Raw genomic sequence first — 18,947 nt, 5'->3', positions numbered from 1 at the left:
AACACCCCGTGAAAGCGTAGCCCTCACAGGGTGTTGGGGGTGACCATCTCATTAAACGGCGGTTGGATGGGCGCCAACCGCCGTTTTGCATATCGAGTGCAAGCCTCAACCGTCGCCTTGACGGCCTTTACCGTAGGTAGATGCCAGGGCGCGGGCCTTTTGCAGACGCTCTTCCAGCTTGGGCAGCGTCTCATCCACCAGCGCTTTTATTTCCGGGACATCCGACGCGGCACCTTCCTGCTTGAACAGCGCGATGGCGTCTTCGTTTTCCTTGACCTGTTGCGCGGTGTAGGCAGCATCGAAGGAATCACCGTCCTTGAGCTCGGGCATGAGGGTTTCGGCTTTGTCGACGATCTTCTCGCGCGGCGCCACGGGCAGGTCGAGCTTCTTGGCGATGGCCGCCAGATGCTGGTTGGCCAGGGTGCGCTCGTTGATCACCTCGATGGTGTAGTCCTTGATTTCCTGGGACGAGGTCTTGGCGTGGGCCATGCGGCTGGTTTCGATATCGGCCATGCCTTTGGCCGAAGCCTGCTCGATGAATTCAGCCGGCGACTGGGCGAAAGCATTGCTGGCGCCGAGGCCCAGCAGCATCGCGAAACTGGCGGTGCGTAACCGGATAGCCATGCGGCTCATGATGGGTTCCTCCAGGGCAAAAATAGGTGCGAGAACATACGCCCCGCTCTGAATTCGAATTTTAACCGCCGCAAAGGTTTAGAAAAAACTTGCCAGTGCGACGAACGGTCGCCGCCTCACGCCGGTTTACTGCCGAACAGGCCCGGCAACGCGTGGGCCAGCGCATTGATGGCGAAGCCGATGAACATCACCCCACAGAGCTTGGTGATGAGGATTTCGTGACGCTGATACACCGTGCGTACCCGCTGTGCGCCCACCACGCCGATCAGAATCGCGTAGGCCAACAGCCCGCCAATAAAGCTCAGCAAGATCAACGATGGCAGCATCGCCCAGGTCAGCAACTCGGCACGGCTGGACAGCAAGGCGGTAAACGTGGCGACGGCCACCGGATAGGCCTTGGGGTTGGTCAGGCCGAACAGGATGCCGTGCCAGAACGGATGCCGCGCCGCGCCCTGGGGTGCCTCGCTACTGCGGCGCTGGGTACGGATCGCGCGCCAGCCCAGCCAGAACAAGTACGCGCCACTGAGCACGCCCAGCACATCGAACGCAGTGCTGCCGACTTCCCGCGCCCCCACGATCGCAATCAGCGCGGTGCTGCACCACAGCACATCGCCGAGCAAATGCCCGCACAGAAAACCGGCCCCGGCGCGACGCCCCCGGGCCGCGCCGATACCGAACACGGCCAACACCCCCGGGCCAGGCGTAATACCGTAGATAAAACCCGAAGCGAGGACGGCGAGCAGCAAGGATGGGGTCATGGGCGTGACTCTGACTGACGGTTGAGAGGTGGAAGGATTCTGCACGTTCCCGCGCTACGGGTAAAACTGCATGCCGGCATAAAGCTTGGCGCGACAGGCTTGCAGGCGCGAGGCCAGATCACCGACATGGGCTTCGAGCTTGTGGCCATCGGGGTCGAGAAAATAGAACGAAGCGCCCTCGCTGCGGTTGTCGCGCCACTCTGCTACGCCGGCGGCTCGCAGGCGTTGCACCAGCGCGGCGAAGTTGCTCGCGCCTACCGTGAAGGCAAAGTGGGTGTATTCAGCCGCCGGCACCGACGGGCGCAGTGGGTCGAGGCACAGGCACAGCCACAAGCCGGGCAATGACAGGTAGGCGCCGTTGTCCCAGGTGGCGTCGAGGCGAAGTTGCAGCAGGTCATGGTAGAAGCTGACGCTGCGCGGCAGATCGGTGACTGCCAGGGTCAAGTGGTTGAGGCCGGTGAGCATGGGGTCGTTCCTGTTAGTGGCAACCTTCGGACAATACACCCTGCACCTGCGCCTTCAACCACTGCAACCCCGAATCCCCACCCCGCCGCACATGCCACGCCAGCTCAAAGGCGAACGACGGAATATGAAACGGCGGCGGCACCGTCGACAGTTGCTCACGGTCGATGTTGAGCACGCCCCTCGACGAGACGGTCAGGATCAGGTCCGTGCCCTCGATCAACTGCGGCGCCACGCCCCAATGCGGCAGGCTGATCGCCACATGCCGCCGCTCACGGATCACACTCAGTGCCCGCTCGATTTCCGGGGTGCCGCTGCCGCGCATTTCCAAGAGCACATGGGGCCGCGACAGGTAGGTGGGCAGGTCGAGCGTGCCGCTGGGTGGCAGGCTGGCGCGGTCGACCAGGCAGGTGTAATGCTCTTCGAATAACGGCGTAGTACGCAATTCAGCAGGCATGTCAGGGAAGACCCCGGCAGCCAGGTCGATATCGCCGCTGAGCACGCCATCCACCATGCCTTCGCGGCTGGCCTGGATGATCTGCAGATCGATGCCGGGCGCTTCACGGCGCAAGGTTCGCACCACCCCCGGCAGAAAAATCGCCGCGCTGTAGTCCGACATCGCCACGCGAAACTTGCGCGTGGCCGAGGCCGGATCAAAGCGATTCGGCGCCAGCAGCGCCTGCACCTGGGCCAAGGCCTGCGCCAACGGTATCGCCAACTCCAGCGCGCGGGCAGTCGGCAGCAACCTGCCGCCGTGACGCACCAGCAGCGGATCACCAAGCATGTCGCGCAGGCGCGCCAAGGCGTGGCTGACCGCCGGCTGGCTCAGGTGCAAACGTGCAGCGGCGCGGGTGACGTGCTGCTCGCTGAGCAAGGCGTCGAGGATCACCAACAGGTTGAGATCGATGCGGCGCAGATCATTCATCAGCTGCATGCCCTGCATAAAAACTTGGAATTTAAATTTGCGCGACGAATAGCCTAGAGTCCAGCAAAACCTCTGGGAGATTCAACATGACGACGTTGCAGTGGGCAGGTTTATTGCTTTTGGCGATGATCGCCGGGGCGGTGGTGCCGTTTCAAAGCGCGATCAATGCCAACCTCGGGCGCGGGCTCGGTCACCCGTTGTGGGCAACGCTGGCGTCGTTGCTGGTGAGCATCATCGTGCTGCTGCCAGTGATCATCGCCTTGCGCCTGCCGTTGCCGAGCCTGGCGTTTATCGGCAAGGCGCCGCTGTGGATGTGGGCCGGCGGTGCATTTGGCGTGTGCTTTATCTCGTTGGCGTTGATGTTGCTGCCCAAGCTGGGCGCATCGGGCTTTATCGCGCTGGCCATGGCCGGGCAACTTCTCGCCTCGCTGCTGCTCGATCACTTCGGCCTGTTCGGCCTGGTGGAACGCCCGCTGACAACGCCCCGGGTACTGGGCGCGTTGCTGTTGATCGGTGGCGTCGCATTGATTCAGTTCAGCGCCACCCCCGCCCGCGCACTCGCGACGGCGAGCTGATCAGCGGTTGTTCAGAGAGGCCAGCCGATGGATCTCGGCTTGCTCCACCACCGGCTGTGGTGCGCCGTGACGCACCGCCGCCAACATCGCACGGCCAACGGTCTCGGTGCTGACCACCCAACCTGGCTTTATCCGACGCACCAACGAGAGCAACGGCCCGAGTACCGTATAGAACAACGCGTACAACGGCGTCTTCGAACGCACGTCGTGCAACGGCTGAATCAGCCCTGGCCGGAACACATACACCGCCTTGAACGGCAGGCGCAGCAAGGCATTTTCGGTCTTGCCCTTGACCCGCGCCCACATCGACTGGCTCGTTTCGGAACTGTCGGTGCCGGCGCCGGACACATAGATAAACGTCATTTGCGGATTGAGCCGCGCCAGGGTGCTGGCAGCGACCAGGGTCAGATCATAGGTAAGATGGGTGTAGCGGGTTTCATTCATCCCTGCCGATGAAACACCGAGGCAAAAGAAGCAGGCATCGAAACCTTGCAGCAAGTTCTCCAGAGCCTGCAAATCCAACATGTCCGCGTGCAGCACCTGATGCAGTTTGGCGTGCTCCAGGGTCAACGGCGTGCGGCCGACGGCGACGACTTCCTGCACGTCGGCGGCCAGCAGGCACTCGCGCAGAACGCCTTGACCGATCACGCCAGTGGCACCGAATAACAGAACTCTCATAAGGGGACCTCAGCGGCAAGCCGCAAGCTTCATGCTCAAGTTGAATACGGTGCAGGATTCACACCTTAACAGCTTGTAGCTGAATGCTTGCAGCGTGCGACCACCCCGTCAGAACGCGCTGCGGAAAATCTCCTCAATCTGACGCTGATCAGCTCGGCGTGGGTTGGTCAGGCCGCAGGCGTCTTTCAACGCGTTGGTGGCCAGCAGCGGAATGTCCTGCAACTTGGCGCCCAGTTCGCGCAGGCCGGCGGGGATGTCGACGTCCTGGGACAGGGTACGGATGGCGGCGATGGCGGCTTGGGCGCCCTCTTCCGGCGAATTGCCGTTGATGTCCGCACCCAGCGCACGGCCGACGTCGCTCAAACGCTTGGCACTGACGCTGGCGTTGAAACTCTGCACATGGGGCAGCAATACCGCGTTGCACACGCCGTGGGGCAAGTCGTACAGGCCGCCCAGTTGGTGGGCCATGGCATGCACGAAACCCAGGGAGGCGTTGTTGAACGCCATGCCGGCGAGGAACTGCGCATAGGCCATGTTTTCCCGCGCGGCCTTGTCGGTGCCGTCGCGTACCGCTAGGCGCAGGTTGGCGCTGATCAGTTCGATGGCCTTGATCGCGCAGGCGTCGGTGATCGGCGTGGCGGCGGTGGATACGTAGGCTTCGATGGCGTGGGTCAGGGCGTCCATGCCGGTGGCGGCGGTGAGGCCCTTGGGCATGCCGACCATCAGCGACGGGTCGTTGACCGACAACAGCGGCGTGACGTTGCGGTCGACGATGGCCATTTTCACGTGACGGGTTTCGTCGGTGATGATGCAGAAACGGGTCATCTCGCTGGCGGTGCCGGCGGTGGTGTTGATGGCCACCAGCGGCAGTTGCGGCTTGCTCGATTGATCGACGCCTTCGTAGTCGCCGATATGCCCGCCATTGGTCGCGCACAGTGCGATGCCCTTGGCGCAGTCATGGGGCGAGCCGCCGCCCAGGGACACCACGAAATCACAGGCGCTCTGCTGCAACAGCGCGAGGCCTTTCTCGACGTTGTCCACATTGGGGTTGGGCTTGGCGCCGTCGTAGATCACCGAATCGATGTCCTGCATCGCCAGTTTCTCGGCGATCATGCTGGCCACGCCCGCCTTCGCCAGGCCGGCGTCGGTAACGATCAGGGCCTTGCGAAAACCGTAGTTGCGAATGGCGACCATCGCGTCGTCAAGGCAGTCAGTGCCCATGATGTTAACGGCGGGGATGAAGAAGGTACTGCTCATGGCGAATCCTCAGAGGCGTTATGCCGACAGCATCAACGTTCATCACAGGGCCCACCTTGATCAGGATCAACCCTCGCTCGTGATAAAGTCACCGACCCGCCGATTTCGAGTAGACCCGCCGCGATGAAGGATTTTCAGGATATTGACGCCCACCTTGAAGACTGGAGCGCACTGCGCAGCGCCATCGACTTCAGTGGAATTCTGATCGGCAACGGCGCCAGCCGAGCGATTTGGGAAGACTTTGCCTACGACTCGCTGTTCGAAAACGCACGCACCGTTGAAGAAAAACCCTTGAGCCAATCCGAGCTGAGCGTGTTCGACGCCCTGCAGACCCGCAGTTTCGAGCAGGCCCTGAGCGCGCTGAAGACCACCAGCCGGGTCAACAAAGCCCTGGCGGTCAGTTCGGCGGCGCCGCGCAATCGCTACTATGCGATCAAGGAAGCATTGATCAACACCATCCACGCCGTACACATCCCGTGGCGCCTGGTGCAGCCGTCGACATTGGCGACGATCAACGCGGAACTGGCCAGCTACTCCACGGTATTCACCAGCAACTACGACTTGCTCAACTACTGGGCGATCCTGCACGCCCCCGGCATCGACGACCTGTTCCGCAGCGCCGACGCCAGCTTCGACCTGCGCGACACCCGCACCGACGCCACGCGCATCCTTTACCTGCACGGCGGCCTGCACCTGGTGCGCAACCTCGACGGCACCGCACGCAAATTGCCGACCACCGACAGCACCCTGCTCAGCAGTTTTGCGATCAACAACACGATCAAGACCCTGGACGATGTGCCGTTGTTTGTCAGCGAGGGCAAGGTGGAAGAGAAGCTCAAGACCATCCGCAGCTCGGATTATCTGTCGTTCTGCTACGAGCAGTTACTCGGCCATGAAGGGGCGCTGTGCATCTTCGGCCACGACCTGGGAGCGCAGGATAAACACTTGGTGGATGCGATTCGCCAGGCCCGGGTGACGACCCTGGCGATCGCGGTATCGGGGCGCAGCGATGGGTTTATCCGCCAGCAGAAGCGGCGGTATTCGCAGTTGTTCGATGGCAGCGGCGTGGCGTTGAGATTCTTTGCCGCGCGCAGCCATGCGCTGGGGCATCCGGCGCTGTCGGTGCCGGTCGAACGCTGAGGTCCTGAGCCGCTTGCGCAGGGTCAGTGTATTTGCCTGGAGACAAACGACAATAATTCTCGATATCATTCACGACTTTTCTACGTCGTGCTTCGCCAAGAAGGATATCCATGTCGCGTCCCAAATCCGACCCGCTGTCGGACGATGCCTTTCGCGGGTTTTATGCAGACATTCTGTATTTCCTGCGCAAGCGCACGGACAACGCCAGCGACGCGGCGGACATGACCCAGGATGTCTTCACCCAATGGCTGGACTACCGCGACCGGGCCAAGGTCGAGCAGCCACGGGCGTTTCTGTTCCAGATGGCGCGCAACCTGTTGCGCGATCACTGGCGCAAACAGAAGGTACGGCAGGCCGTCCACGCCGATCAGGTTGAAAGGGATGCCGAGCCGGTCATTGACGAGCACAACCCGCCGATGGCCGCCGCGCTTCGCTTGCAACGCCTGGAACAGTTGAAAGAAGTCCTCGCCGAACTCTCGCCGCGCAGGCGAGAAGCCCTTATGCTGCATCGCTTCGAAGGCTTGAGCCAGGCGCAGATCGCCGAGCGCATGGGTATTTCGACCAGCATGGTGGAAAAGCACATCGCTTTTGCCCTGCTGCATTGCAAGCGACGCCTTCAACCTGACCCCGGCACGGAGCAGCCAGCATGAACCGCCTGAGCGACATCGACGCCCCGGACATCGAAACGAGCGACGCCGTCGATGCCCAAGCCGCCAGCTGGTTTGCACGCAACCGCAACGCCACCGCACGCGCCGACCGCAAGGCCTTCGCCGCCTGGCAGGCGGTGCCGGCCCATGCCCAAGCCTATGCCGAATTCGAACAACTGTGGGCCGACCTCGCCCAGTTGCAGCAACTGAACACGCCCGTGGCGCTGCCCAAGCGCACCGCCGTGATCTGGCGCCCGGCCCTGGCCGTGGCGGCCGCCCTGCTCTGCGCGGTACTGACCACGCCCCTCGGCGCGCCGCGCGAGTTGTATCACACCCAGGTCGCAGCCCACGCCAAGGGCATGCGTACCCTGAACCTGCCCGATGGCAGCCGCCTCTACGTGAATGCCAACACCCGCCTGCGCGTGGACTTCAGCGCCCACCAACGCATCGTTCACCTGGACAAGGGCCAGCTGTATATCGAAGTGGTGGCCGACAAGGAACGGCCGCTGTACGTGCAAGCCGGCGAAGCGACGGTGCGCGTGGTGGGCACCGCTTTCGATGTGCGACGTGGCCAGCAACAACTGGTGGTGAGTGTTGCCCACGGCCAGGTGGCGTTCGCGCCGGATGCGACCAAACCGGTCGCGTTGCTCGGCGCCCAGCAACGCGCCACCTTCGACTACGCCAAGGGCACCGTGCAACAACAAACCCTCACCGCCGAGGAGGTTGCCGACTGGCGCAGCGGGCATTTGTCGTTCCGCAATCGCGAGCTGGCCAGCCTGATCGATGAGTTGAGTTTGTACCGTCCCCAACCCCCGCTGCAGGTGAGTAACGCCGTGGCGCACCTGAAGGTGTCAGGCAACCTGGATGTGCATGACCCGGATGCCTTGCTCAACGCCCTGCCCGCCTTGTTGCCGGTGAAAACCGTGACCTCGGCCGATGGCATTGTCCGGATCGAACCCCGAAAATAGCCTCGAAGCAGACACATGAGAATATTTTTCATTCGCATGTGTGGTTTTTTTCCTCAGCCCCGTCTTCCTCCTGATTGTGTTCGATCCGCACACCTTTTTGGCTGTTTGGCCACCCCGGGGGATTTCATGTTTCGCGCGCCTTGCCACGCTTCGCACCTGCTTTTTCGACCGAGCCTAATGGCGACATGCCTGGCCTTCAGCCTCAGCGCCCATGCGCAGTCGTTCACGCTGCAACTGCCCGCCCAGGCGTTGGCCACGTCCCTGAGCCAGGTCGCGCAACAGGCGAAAATCCAGCTGCTGTTCGATGAAAAGCAGCTCAAGAACGTCCAGGCGCCGGCGCTCGACGGTGACTTCACCGCGGAAGTGGCGATTCGTACCCTGTTGAACAATGGCGCGTTCACCCTGATCAAGGTCGGCAGCACCTACGTCGTGCGCCCCGATGAGGGCAAGACCACCAGCAGCGGCGCGATCCAACTGGACGCCTTGAGCGTGATCGGCACCGGCAATCAAGTCGACTCCAGCACCGTCGGCCGCTCGACCCTGAGCCAGGCGGACATCGACCGCTACCAGGCCAACAACATCCCCAGCCTGCTGCAGACGTTGCCTGGGATCAGCCAGGGCGGTTCGCTCAAACCCGGCGGCCAGACCATCAACATCCGCGGTTTCGGTGACGCCGAAGACGTCCCGTTGACCGTCGACGGCGCCACCAAGAGCGGCTTCGAGCGCTACCAGCAAGGCACGGTGTTCATCGAGCCCGAGCTGATCAAGAGCATCGAAGTGGAGAAAGGCCCCAACTCACCGTTCAGCGGCAACGGCGGCTTTGGCGGCACGGTGAACATGACCACCAAGGATGCCCCGGACCTGCTCAAGGACGGCCGCAACAGCGGCGCGATGCTCAAGTACGGTTATTCCAGCAACGACCACGAACAGGTCTACAGCAGCGCCGTGTATGGCCGCACCGACGATGGCCGGTTCGACGCCCTGGCCTACCTGACCCAGCGCGACGGCGGCGACATGAAGGTGGCCGCCAAGTTGCCCAACGAGAACAACCAGTACCCGATCAACCCCCAGCGCCTGCCCAACACCGCCCAGGACGTGGACGGCAAGCTGTTCAAGGTCAACGCGCACTTCACCGATGAGCACAGTGTCGGCCTGTCTTACTCGAGCGCCCGCAGCAACCGGTGGACGCCGTTTTCCGCCGCGAGCTACCCGACGCCACCGACCCAGGCCAACATCGACCGCTACGGCTACGAAGGCGCGTTGAAACGTTTCCTGGCCAACCGCGACACGCTCGACACCACTTGGTCGGGCAAGTATGAATACCAGCCCCTGGACAACCCGCTGGTGGACCTGACCGTCAAATATTCACAGTCCGACACCCAGCAGACCGACGAGCGCGACGCCACCGCGTTTTTCCAGTTGGCCACCGGCGGGCGCAAGATGGACACCGCCTACACCGACAAACATCTCGACATCCGCAACGTCAGCCTGTTCGACACCGGGCCGTTGCAACACGCGCTGACAGTCGGCGGGCAAATCCGTAAGCACACCCGCGAAACCGAGATGTGGATGCCCGGCGCCACCTACAACACGCCGCGCTACAACTATGGGCATTTCCAGCCGAGCTTCATGCCCCATGGCAAGGTGGATACCAACAGCTTCTTCATCCAGGATGCGCTGACCCTGGGCGACGTGACCGTCACGCCATCGCTGCGCTACGACCATGTGCGCAACCGCGGCGAGGCCAACGATGCGCCGTACTACAGCAACCCCGACCCGGCCGTCGGCCACGACTACAGCGATCGCACCTACACCGGCTGGTCGCCGCGCCTGGCGCTGTTCTGGACCGTCACCCCGAACGTCGCCCTGTTCGCCAACTGGAGCCAGACCTGGCGCGCCCCGGTGATCGACGAACAGTACGAAGTGCAGGGCCTGGGCAGCCGCACCGCCACCAGCGTCGACCTCGACCCCGAGCGCATCACCTCGATCACCGTGGGCAACATCACCCGCTTCGACAACCTGATCGCCCAGGACGATAACCTGCAACTGCGCACCACCCTGTTCCACAACAAAGTCGAAGACGAAATCTTCAAGGCCACGGGCGTGGGCTGCCAGAACCAGGCTATCAACGGCGGCACCATCGCCACCGCGTGCCCGCCGGGGCCGAGGTCCAATTACCGCAACATCGGCGGCCTGACCATCAAGGGGTTCGAGCTGGAATCGTTCTATAACTCCACCTACCTGTTCGGCTCGGTGTCGTTCGCCTACGCCACCGGCAAGCACGAAGGCGCCTACACCAACCCATGGGGCCCGGATGTGTCGGCCCGCGACATTCCGCCGACCAAATGGGTGCTGGTCATGGGCACCCACATCCCGGCCTGGGATGCCCAGGTGGGATGGATGGGGCAATTCATCGGCGCGACCGATCGCCTGCCCAGCGATAAATACTCCGGCGGCCCCGGCTCCGGCGTCGGCGACTTGTTCTACGACCAGTACGGTAACAAGCGCTACAACACCCAGGGCCTGTTCGCCAAATGGGCGCCGCAACAGGCTTACCTGAAAGGCACCGTGGTGAACTTCACCGTGGACAACCTGTTCAACAACAACTTCCGTCCGGCGCTGAGCGGCGACCGTGCCTACACCAAGGGGCGCGACGCGAAGATCAGCGTGACACGGTTCTTCTGACAGCGGCCTAGCGGTTGCGCACCAGGCTCAACTCGGCCGTCGGTGTGCGTTGCTTGCTCAAGTAGCGGGTACAGCTGACGCGCAGAAACGAGGCAAAGTTGACCACCTCGCCGCGGTAGTCCATGACTTCCTCGTACAGCTTGGTGATCAGTTGATTGGTGGTCATGCCATCCACGCTGGCGATTTCGCTGAGGATGTCCCAGAACTGGTTCTCCAGGCGCACGGTAGTGACGACGCCGCAGATGCGCAGGGAGCGCGAGCGAGACTCATAGAGAATCGGGTCGGCCTTGACGTACAGCTCGCACATGGCGATGACCTCCGTTGCTTACAAGGTGATTGTCGTGCCCAGCAGGCCGAGGAACCCGGCCAGCCAGCTTGGGTGCGCCGGCCAGGCCGGCGCCGTGACCAGATTGCCTTGAACGTGGCTGTGGGTCACTGGAATATCGATGAACGAACCGCCGGCCAGGCGCACTTCCGGGGCACAGGCCGGGTAGGCACTGCACTCGCGACCGGCGAGGATACCGGCCGCCGCCAGCAGTTGCGCGCCATGGCACACCGCAGCAATCGGCTTGCCGGCTTGATCGAAGGCGCGCACCAGTCGCAAGACTTTTTCATTCAGGCGCAGGTATTCCGGCGCACGACCACCGGGCACCAGCAGCGCATCGTAGTCGGCGGCTTCGACCTGGGCGAAATCCGCATTCAGGGCGAACAGGTGACCGGGCTTTTCGCTATAGGTCTGATCGCCTTCAAAGTCATGGATCGCGGTTCGCACGGTCTCGCCGGCCGACTTGTCGGGGCACACCGCGTGGACGATATGACCGACCATCAGCAGCGCCTGGAAGGGCACCATCACTTCATAGTCTTCGACATAATCGCCGACCAGCATCAGGATCTTTTTCGCAGCCATGGGGCATTCCTCCAGTTCAACGGTTGGGCAGACAAGAGTAGTCAAGATAGGCGCGTGCCGACGGGCCGGGTAATCCCCCGCTACTACAACTGTACGGATCAATCCGCACCCAGCTGTAGACCCCCGATTCGCGGAGGTTGTGGCTAGATGATCGTCCACTTCCGACCACTCGATTCCGGTTCCCGCCATGAACTCGCGCGAAAACACCGGCATGGCCCTCGGCCTGCTGGGCGTCATCATCTTCAGCCTGACCCTGCCCTTCACGCGTATCGTGGTGCAGGAAATCCACCCGCTGCTCAACGGTCTGGGCCGTGCGTTGTTCGCTGCGATCCCGGCGGCGGCGCTGTTGCTGTGGCGCCGCGAGCGCTGGCCGAGCTGGCGCCAGGTGCGCGGCCTGTGCCTGGTGATTGCCGGGGTGATCTTGGGCTTTCCGGTGTTGTCGGCGTGGGCCATGCAGACGCTGCCAGCGTCCCACGGCGCGCTGGTCAATAGCCTGCAACCGCTGTGCGTGGCGCTGTACGCCGCGTGGCTGTCCCACGAACGGCCGTCAAAAGCCTTCTGGGCCTGCGCCGCCTTGGGTAGCGCGCTGGTGCTGAGTTATGCGTTGATCAGCGGTGCCGGCAGTATTCAAGCGGGGGATCTGTTGATGCTCGGCGCGATTGCCGTGGGCGGCCTGGGTTATGCCGAAGGTGGGCGCTTGGCCAAGGAGATGGGCGGCTGGCAGGTGATCTGCTGGGCGCTGGTGCTGTCGACGCCGCTGTTGATCGGCCCGGTGGCTTACCTGGCGGTGCAGCATCAAGGCGCGATTTCCATGGGCACCTGGTGGGCGTTCGGTTATGTGTCGCTGTTCTCGCAGTTCCTGGGGTTCTTTGCGTGGTACGCCGGGTTGGCCATGGGCGGCATTGCGCGGGTCAGCCAGATTCAGCTGTTGCAGATCTTCTTCACCATCGCGTTTTCAGCGGTGTTCTTTGGTGAACACATCGAGCCGATCACCTGGCTGTTCGCCTGCGGGGTGATCGTGACGGTGATGCTGGGGCGCAAGACCGCGGTGCAGCCCGCGCCAATTACAAAGGCCAATGCGATTTAACGGTGGGAGGGGGCTTGCCCCCGATAGGGGTCTATCAGCAACAAATGTGCTGACTGACCCTCTGCTATCGGGAGCAAGCCCCCTCCCACATTGGCTTCGTGTTCAGCCGAGGTAACCGTCGGTGCGCAACAGGGTTTCCAGGCAGTGCTCGGTGATGTGATAGAACTCCTTGAGCGCCTGAATCTTGTCCAGTAGCTGCGCGTTGTCCACCGGTTCGGCGCGTTTCACCGCAAGGATCATCTTGTTCTTGTTGGTGTGTTCCAAGGAGATGAACTCGAACACCTTGGTCTCATAACCGCAAGCCTCCAGGAACAAGGCGCGCAGGCTGTCGGTGACCATTTCCGCCTGCTGGCCCAGGTGCAAACCGTATTGCAGCATCGGCTTCAACAGCACCGGGCTCTGGATCTGCAGGCGGATCTGTTTGTGGCAGCACGGCGAGCACATGATGATCGACGCGCCGGAACGGATACCGGTGTGGATCGCATAATCGGTGGCGATGTCGCAGGCATGCAGGGCGATCATCACGTCCAGCTCGCTGGGCGCGACGCTGCGCACGTCGCCGCAGGTGAACACCAGCCCCGGGTGTTCGAGGCGGGCGGCGGCGGCGTTGCACAAGCTGACCATGTCTTCGCGCAGTTCAACACCGGTGACCTCGGCCTCGACATTGAGGGTGTTGCGCAGGTAGTCGTGGATGGCGAAAGTCAGGTAGCCCTTGCCCGAGCCGAAATCAGCGACGCGCACCGGTTGGTCCAGCCTCAGCGGGGACGCGATCAGCGCATGGCTGAACACTTCGATGAACTTGTTGATCTGCTTCCACTTGCGCGACATCGACGGGATCAGCGCGTGCTTGGCGTCGGTCACGCCCAGGTCGGCGAGGAACGGCCGGCTCAGGTCGAGGAAGCGGTTCTTCTCGCGGTTGTGCTCGGCCGACGGCGCCTCACGCAATTGCTGCGGCTTGCTTTTGAACAGCGAGCTTTTGTTCTTCTTGCTGTATTCCAGCTGGGCTTCGTCGGTCAGCGCGAGCAAGTGTGCGTTCTTGAACGAGGTCGGCAACAACTCGGCAATCGCCGCCACACCGTCGGCCACCGGGAGGTTCTTGGTGATGTCGCGGGTTTTGTAGCGGTAGACGAAGGACAGGCAGGGCTGCTCCTTGACCGTCACCGCCTTGATGATCAGCCGTTGCAGCTCGGCTTCCTCACCGACGTACTTGGCCAGCACCAGTTTGATAAAGGCGTTGTGCGCAAGGCTTGCGCTGAGCAGTTCGATGAACTGGGCGTGATGATCCGGCGCAGGGCGGGCAGGTTGAGCGGTGACGGACATGAACAAAAACGCCTCGGGCTGGGAATGCCGGGCATTTTAGGGGGGATGGGGGCTGAGGGCACGGGGTTATTTGATCAACGGTAAGATTGGGGGCCCCACCGCAGATCCAAATGTGGGAGGGGGCTTGCCCCCGATGGCAGTGTGTCAGTCAGCTCATCTGCAGCTGATGCACCGCTATCGGGGGCAAGCCCCCTCCCACATTGGGTTCGGCACTTGTTGGGTTATTCGAGCACGATCAGGCGATTGGGCAATTCATTGCGCGCGTGCGTCAGCGGCACATGCACCTTGAGCAACTCTCCGCTGGCTTCGATGCAGGCAATGAACCCGGCCAATGTCTGGCCCTGTTTCACCTGCTGGGTAAACGCCTTGACGATACCATCCCAACTGCTGTCATCCAGGCGTTTGGAAATCCCGTTATCCACCAGGATCTCCACATAGCGCTCGGCCTCGCTGACAAAAATCAACACCCCGGTGCCGCCCACCGTGTGGTGCAGGTTCTGCTCGAGGAACTGACGCCGCGCCAGGTTCGACGCGCGCCAGTGGCGTACCGAGCGGGGGATCAGCCGCGTGGTGACCTTGGGCAGGCGAAACACCAGGCACAGCACGATGAATGTCGCCCACTGCGCCAACAACAAGGTGTACATGCTCAGGTAGCCCGAGAAGTAATGCACCACCCCCGGCACCACCAACGCGATCAGGCTGGCCCACAGCAACGGGATGTAGGCGTAATCGTCGGCACGCGCGGCCAGCACGGTCACCAGCTCGGCGTCGGTCTGTCGCTCGACCCGGGCGATCGCTTCGGCGACCTGGCGTTGTTCGTGTTCAGTCAGTAGTGCCATGGTTGTAAACGCTCGTTTTTAGTTATTGTCATCACCAGCCGCCCGAAGCCCCGCCACCGCCGAAACCGCCACCGCCGCCGCGAAAACCACCGCCACCGCCGCCGCCTCCCCCACCGCCACGGCCACTGCTGCTGAGAATCGCCAACAGGATCGCCCACACGGGCAGGCCCAGGCGATTGCACAGCCACAACACGCCGATCAGCAGGACGAACAAGCCGATGGAAAACCCCGGATTATCCTTGGCGAAGTTGGCATCCGCCACATGGGCCGGCACCGCCAGCGGCTCGCCGCCCACCACCTGGATCATCGCGGCGACGCCGTCGCTGATGCCCTGGCTGAACTTGCCGGCCTTGAACTTGGGCGCAATCACCTGATTGATGATCACCCACGACTGCGCATCGGTCAGCGTGCCTTCCAGGCCATAACCGACTTCGATGCGCAATTTGCGCTCATCGCGGGCGACGATCAACAGCGCACCGTTGTCCTTGCCCTTCTGGCCGATGCCCCACTGGCGCCCCAACTGATAACCGTAGTCTTCAATCGGCACGCCCTGCAGGTCAGGCACGGTGACCACCACGATCTGGTCGCCACGGCTTTGCTCCAGCGCCTGCAATTGCTGGGTCAACTGCTCGCGCACCGCCGGGTCGATCATCTGCGCAGTGTCCACCACCCGCCCGGTCAACGCCGGGAAGGTCAACGCCGCCTGGGCCACGCCCGCGCAGGCCAACAGCCACAGCGCCAGGCCTATCCGTAATAAACGCATCGACACCTCAGTGCAGCTTTATTTGAACTTCACTTGCGGCGCTTTATCGGCATCGGCACTGGTGGCTTCAAACGTAGCGCGGATCGGCAAATCGCTGTACATCACGCTGTGCCACAGACGCCCCGGGAACGTGCGGATCTCGGTGTTGTATGCCTGCACCGCCTGGATAAAGTCGCGACGCGCCACGGCGATACGGTTTTCCGTGCCTTCCAGTTGCGACTGCAGGGCCAGGAAGTTCTGGTTGGCCTTCAGGTCCGGGTAGCGCTCGGACACCACCATCAAGCGGCTGAGCGCACTGCTCAAACCGTCCTGGGCTTGCTGGAACTGCTTGAGTTTTTCCGGGTTGTCGAGGGTGCTGGCGTCGACCTGGATCGACGTGGCCTTGGCCCGCGCTTCAATCACTGCGGTGAGGGTGTCTTGTTCATGGGTTGCGTAACCCTTGACCACTTCCACCAGGTTGGGGATCAGGTCGGCACGCCGTTGATACTGGTTCTGCACCTGGCCCCAGGCCGCCTTGGCCTGTTCATCCAGGGTCGGAATGGTGTTGATGCCGCAACCGCTCAGCACTGTGCTGATCAATAGCAAAGCCGCGGCCTTCAAGCCCCAGCGGTAACCTTGTGCTGCTTGCATGGTGTTTCTCCTGCCCAACCTTGATGGAATTTGACGACTCGCCCTATAAACCGCGCACATGGGGCATAATCCGCCCCCACTACTGGAATGCATCGAGCCAATCAGCTAAAAAGATGCCCAGCGCGATAAAGAGTTCAGAGTGTGCTGCATTTTTCTGAACGACACCCGAACAACAATAGACGCTCCCCACATTTTGGCCGATCAGCCTAACCGCTGTGCAGTGCGCCGAAAAAGGATATTCATGAAGAAGCTGTGTTTGCTCGGCCTTGTTGCCACTCTGGCCACCCACCCCGTCTGGGCAGAAACAAAGCCTGCTGCGCTTAAAGACAAGGACGCCTTCGTCAGCGACCTGCTCAAGCAGATGACCCTCGATGAAAAGATCGGCCAATTGCGCCTGATCAGCATCGGCCCGGAAATGCCCCGCGAGCTGATCCGCAAGGAAATCGCCGCCGGCCGCATCGGTGGCACCTTCAACTCCATCACCCGCCCGGAAAACCGTCCGATGCAGGACGCGGCCATGCGCAGCCGGTTGAAGATCCCGATGTTCTTCGCCTACGACGTGATCCACGGCCACCGCACGATTTTCCCGATCAGCCTGGCCCTGGCGTCCAGCTGGGACATGAACGCCATCGGCCGCTCCGGGCGCATTGCCGCCCAGGAAGCCGCGGCCGACAGCCTCGACATCACCTTTGCGCCGATGGTCGACATCTCCCGCGACCCGCGCTGGGGCCGCACCTCCGAAGGCTTCGGTGAAGACACCTACCTGGTGTCGCGCATCGCCGAAGTGATGGTCAAGGCCTTCCAGGGCAGCAGCGCGGCGAATGCCGACAGCATCATGGCCAGCGTCAAGCACTTCGCCCTGTACGGTGCGGTGGAAGGCGGTCGCGACTACAACGTGGTCGACATGAGCCCGGTCAAGATGTACCAGGACTACCTGCCGCCCTACCACGCGGCGATCAAGGCCGGTGCCGGCGGTGTGATGGTCGCGCTCAACTCGATCAACGGCGTGCCCGCCACCGCCAACACCTGGCTGATGAACGACCTGCTGCGCAAGGACTGGGGCTTCAAGGGCCTGGCCGTCAGCGACCACGGCGCGATCTTCGAGCTGATCAAGCACGGCGTGGCCAAGGACGGGCGTGAAGCCGCCAAGCTGGCGATCAAGGCCGGCATCGACATGAGCATGAACGACTCGCTGTATGGCAAGGAATTGCCGGGGCTGCTCAAGTCCGGCGAGATCGAGCAGAGCGACATCGACAACGCCGTGCGTGAAGTGCTCGGCGCCAAGTACGACATGGGCCTGTTCAAAGACCCGTACCTGCGCATCGGCAAGGCCGAGGACGACCCGGCCGACACCAACGCCGAAAGCCGTCTGCACCGCGCCGATGCACGAGACATAGCACGCCGCAGCATGGTCCTGCTGAAGAACCAGAACGACACCCTGCCGCTGAAAAAATCCGCGACCATCGCCCTGGTCGGCCCATTGGCCAAGGCTCCCATCGACATGATGGGCAGCTGGGCCGCCGCCGGTAAGCCGGCACAATCGGTGACCTTGCTCGACGGCCTCAACGCGGTGATCGGTGAAAAGGGCAAGATCATCTATGCCCGTGGCGCCAACATCACCAACGACAAGGCCGTGGTCGACTACCTCAACTTCCTCAACTTCGATGCCCCGGAAGTGGTGGATGACACCCGCCCGGCCCAGGTGATGATCGACGAAGCGGTCAAGGCCGCCAAGGATGCCGATGTGGTGGTCGCCGCGGTGGGCGAGTCCCGCGGCATGTCCCACGAATCCTCCAGCCGCACCGACCTGAACATCCCACAAAGCCAGCGCGACCTGATCAAGGCCCTCAAAGCCACCGGCAAGCCACTGGTGCTGGTGCTGATGAACGGCCGTCCGCTGTCGATTCTCGAAGAAAACCAGCAAGCCGACGCGATCCTGGAAACCTGGTTCGCCGGCACCGAGGGCGGCAACGCCATCGCCGACGTGCTGTTCGGTGACTACAACCCGTCGGGTAAGCTGCCGATCACGTTCCCACGTTCGGTGGGGCAGATTCCGACCTACTACAACCACCTGACCATCGGCCGGCCGTTTACCCCAGGCAAGCCGGGCAACTACACCTCGCAGTACTTCGATGACACCACCGGGCCGCTGTTCCCGTTCGGCTATGGCTTGAGCTACACCACGTTCAGCCTGTCGGACATGGCGCTGTCGTCCACCACCCTGAACAAGAGCGGTAAGCTCGACGCCAGCGTCACCGTGAAAAACACCGGCAAGGTCGACGGCGAAACCGTGGTGCAGCTGTATATCCAGGACGTGGCCGGCTCGATGATCCGCCCGATCAAGGAGCTGAAGAACTTCCAGAAAGTCATGCTCAAGGCCGGCGAAGAGCGCACGTTGCACTTCACCATTACCGAAGAGGATTTGAAGTTCTACAACAGCCAGCTCAAGTTCGCGGCGGAACCGGGTGAGTTCAATGTGCAGATCGGCTTGGACTCCCAGGATGTGCAGCAGCAGACCTTCGAGCTGCTCTAACGCCCCCCCCCGCCCTCTGTAGGAGCGAGCTTGCTCGCGAAGACCGTTAACGATGACGCGCTCATGCTGAATGAATGCGTTGTTCTCAGGTTTTTCGCGAGCAAGCTCGCTCCTACAGTTAAGTGAATTAAGCGAATTAA

At 62.3% G+C, this 18,947-nt stretch carries 19 protein-coding genes; 7 read left to right on the top strand and 12 right to left on the bottom strand.

Annotated features, from left to right (window positions below):
* Positions 1-105: 105 nt before the first annotated feature.
* The 4 genes from NR164_RS18175 to NR164_RS18160 form a co-directional block, all read right to left on the bottom strand.
* Positions 106-633 carry a DUF4142 domain-containing protein gene (locus NR164_RS18175; protein ID WP_017844866.1) on the bottom strand — a complete coding sequence of 176 codons (528 nt, stop codon included), beginning with the start codon at positions 631-633 and terminating at the stop codon, positions 106-108.
* 116 nt (positions 634-749) lie between these two features.
* Positions 750-1,391, bottom strand: a complete 642-nt coding sequence (locus NR164_RS18170; protein ID WP_046384396.1) for a LysE family translocator — start codon at positions 1,389-1,391, stop codon at positions 750-752.
* A gap of 54 nt (positions 1,392-1,445) precedes the next feature.
* Complete coding sequence (gene fos / locus NR164_RS18165) at positions 1,446-1,856, bottom strand: fosfomycin resistance glutathione transferase (protein ID WP_256823061.1); 411 nt, start codon at positions 1,854-1,856, stop codon at positions 1,446-1,448.
* Positions 1,857-1,869: 13 nt separating this feature from the next.
* Positions 1,870-2,796, bottom strand: coding sequence for a LysR family transcriptional regulator (locus tag NR164_RS18160; RefSeq protein ID WP_256823060.1), 927 nt, complete (start codon positions 2,794-2,796; stop codon positions 1,870-1,872).
* 68 nt (positions 2,797-2,864) lie between these two features.
* On the opposite strand from NR164_RS18160, the gene NR164_RS18155 reads away from it, so the two are divergent.
* Positions 2,865-3,353, top strand: coding sequence for a DMT family transporter (locus tag NR164_RS18155; protein WP_256823059.1), 489 nt, complete (start codon positions 2,865-2,867; stop codon positions 3,351-3,353).
* Here NR164_RS18155 and NR164_RS18150 read toward each other — a convergent pair whose 3' ends face one another.
* Both NR164_RS18150 and yiaY read right to left on the bottom strand, forming a co-directional pair.
* Positions 3,354-4,031: an NAD(P)H-binding protein gene (locus NR164_RS18150; RefSeq protein WP_256823058.1), complete on the bottom strand. Its 678-nt coding sequence runs from the start codon at positions 4,029-4,031 to the stop codon at positions 3,354-3,356.
* A gap of 108 nt (positions 4,032-4,139) precedes the next feature.
* The gene (yiaY, locus tag NR164_RS18145) at positions 4,140-5,288 is read right to left on the bottom strand and encodes an L-threonine dehydrogenase (RefSeq protein WP_017844859.1); all 1,149 of its coding nucleotides are present in this window, start codon (positions 5,286-5,288) and stop codon (positions 4,140-4,142) included.
* A gap of 123 nt (positions 5,289-5,411) precedes the next feature.
* On the opposite strand from yiaY, the gene NR164_RS18140 reads away from it, so the two are divergent.
* From NR164_RS18140 to NR164_RS18125, 4 genes are all read left to right on the top strand, one after another.
* Positions 5,412-6,428 carry a DUF4917 family protein gene (locus NR164_RS18140; protein WP_079443021.1) on the top strand — a complete coding sequence of 339 codons (1,017 nt, stop codon included), beginning with the start codon at positions 5,412-5,414 and terminating at the stop codon, positions 6,426-6,428.
* 110 nt (positions 6,429-6,538) lie between these two features.
* Positions 6,539-7,078 (top strand): RNA polymerase sigma factor, encoded by a 540-nt coding sequence (locus NR164_RS18135; RefSeq protein WP_017844857.1) that lies wholly within the window; start codon positions 6,539-6,541, stop codon positions 7,076-7,078.
* Positions 7,075-8,043, top strand: coding sequence for a FecR domain-containing protein (locus tag NR164_RS18130; protein ID WP_256823057.1), 969 nt, complete (start codon positions 7,075-7,077; stop codon positions 8,041-8,043). Before NR164_RS18135 ends, NR164_RS18130 begins: the two co-directional genes overlap by 4 nt.
* A 126-nt stretch (positions 8,044-8,169) precedes the next feature.
* Positions 8,170-10,728 (top strand): TonB-dependent receptor, encoded by a 2,559-nt coding sequence (locus NR164_RS18125; protein WP_026139776.1) that lies wholly within the window; start codon positions 8,170-8,172, stop codon positions 10,726-10,728.
* 7 nt (positions 10,729-10,735) lie between these two features.
* On the opposite strand, the gene NR164_RS18120 is transcribed toward NR164_RS18125, so the two are convergent.
* Both NR164_RS18120 and NR164_RS18115 read right to left on the bottom strand, forming a co-directional pair.
* Positions 10,736-11,035 (bottom strand): ribbon-helix-helix domain-containing protein, encoded by a 300-nt coding sequence (locus NR164_RS18120; protein WP_017844854.1) that lies wholly within the window; start codon positions 11,033-11,035, stop codon positions 10,736-10,738.
* Between the two features lie 18 nt (positions 11,036-11,053).
* Complete coding sequence (locus NR164_RS18115) at positions 11,054-11,635, bottom strand: DJ-1/PfpI family protein (protein ID WP_017844853.1); 582 nt, start codon at positions 11,633-11,635, stop codon at positions 11,054-11,056.
* Positions 11,636-11,822: 187 nt separating this feature from the next.
* Between NR164_RS18115 and NR164_RS18110 the strand changes: the two genes are divergently transcribed.
* Positions 11,823-12,722 carry a DMT family transporter gene (locus tag NR164_RS18110; protein ID WP_256823056.1) on the top strand — a complete coding sequence of 300 codons (900 nt, stop codon included), beginning with the start codon at positions 11,823-11,825 and terminating at the stop codon, positions 12,720-12,722.
* A gap of 102 nt (positions 12,723-12,824) precedes the next feature.
* Here the strand turns inward: NR164_RS18110 and NR164_RS18105 are convergent, their stop codons facing one another.
* The 4 genes from NR164_RS18105 to NR164_RS18090 form a co-directional block, all read right to left on the bottom strand.
* The gene (locus tag NR164_RS18105; protein ID WP_046384405.1) at positions 12,825-14,042 is read right to left on the bottom strand and encodes an SAM-dependent methyltransferase; all 1,218 of its coding nucleotides are present in this window, start codon (positions 14,040-14,042) and stop codon (positions 12,825-12,827) included.
* Between the two features lie 221 nt (positions 14,043-14,263).
* Entirely contained in the window at positions 14,264-14,881 is a 618-nt protein-coding gene (locus NR164_RS18100; RefSeq protein ID WP_169864475.1) for a TPM domain-containing protein, read from the bottom strand.
* 31 nt (positions 14,882-14,912) lie between these two features.
* Positions 14,913-15,644 (bottom strand): YgcG family protein, encoded by a 732-nt coding sequence (locus tag NR164_RS18095; protein ID WP_079443018.1) that lies wholly within the window; start codon positions 15,642-15,644, stop codon positions 14,913-14,915.
* A gap of 18 nt (positions 15,645-15,662) precedes the next feature.
* Positions 15,663-16,274 carry a LemA family protein gene (locus NR164_RS18090; RefSeq protein WP_046384408.1) on the bottom strand — a complete coding sequence of 204 codons (612 nt, stop codon included), beginning with the start codon at positions 16,272-16,274 and terminating at the stop codon, positions 15,663-15,665.
* A gap of 241 nt (positions 16,275-16,515) precedes the next feature.
* Here NR164_RS18090 and bglX point away from each other — a divergent pair, with 241 nt between their 5' ends.
* A complete protein-coding gene (gene bglX, locus NR164_RS18085) occupies positions 16,516-18,807 on the top strand; it encodes a beta-glucosidase BglX (RefSeq protein WP_046384409.1) in 2,292 nt (763 codons plus the stop codon).
* Positions 18,808-18,947: the final 140 nt, after the last annotated feature.

The organism is Pseudomonas sp. Pse79 (genome assembly GCF_024519615.1).
GTDB classification, from domain to species: domain Bacteria; phylum Pseudomonadota; class Gammaproteobacteria; order Pseudomonadales; family Pseudomonadaceae; genus Aquipseudomonas; species Aquipseudomonas veronii.
The sequence above is the reverse complement of the archived record's forward strand: the minus strand, read 5'-3'. Positions and strand labels throughout refer to the sequence as shown.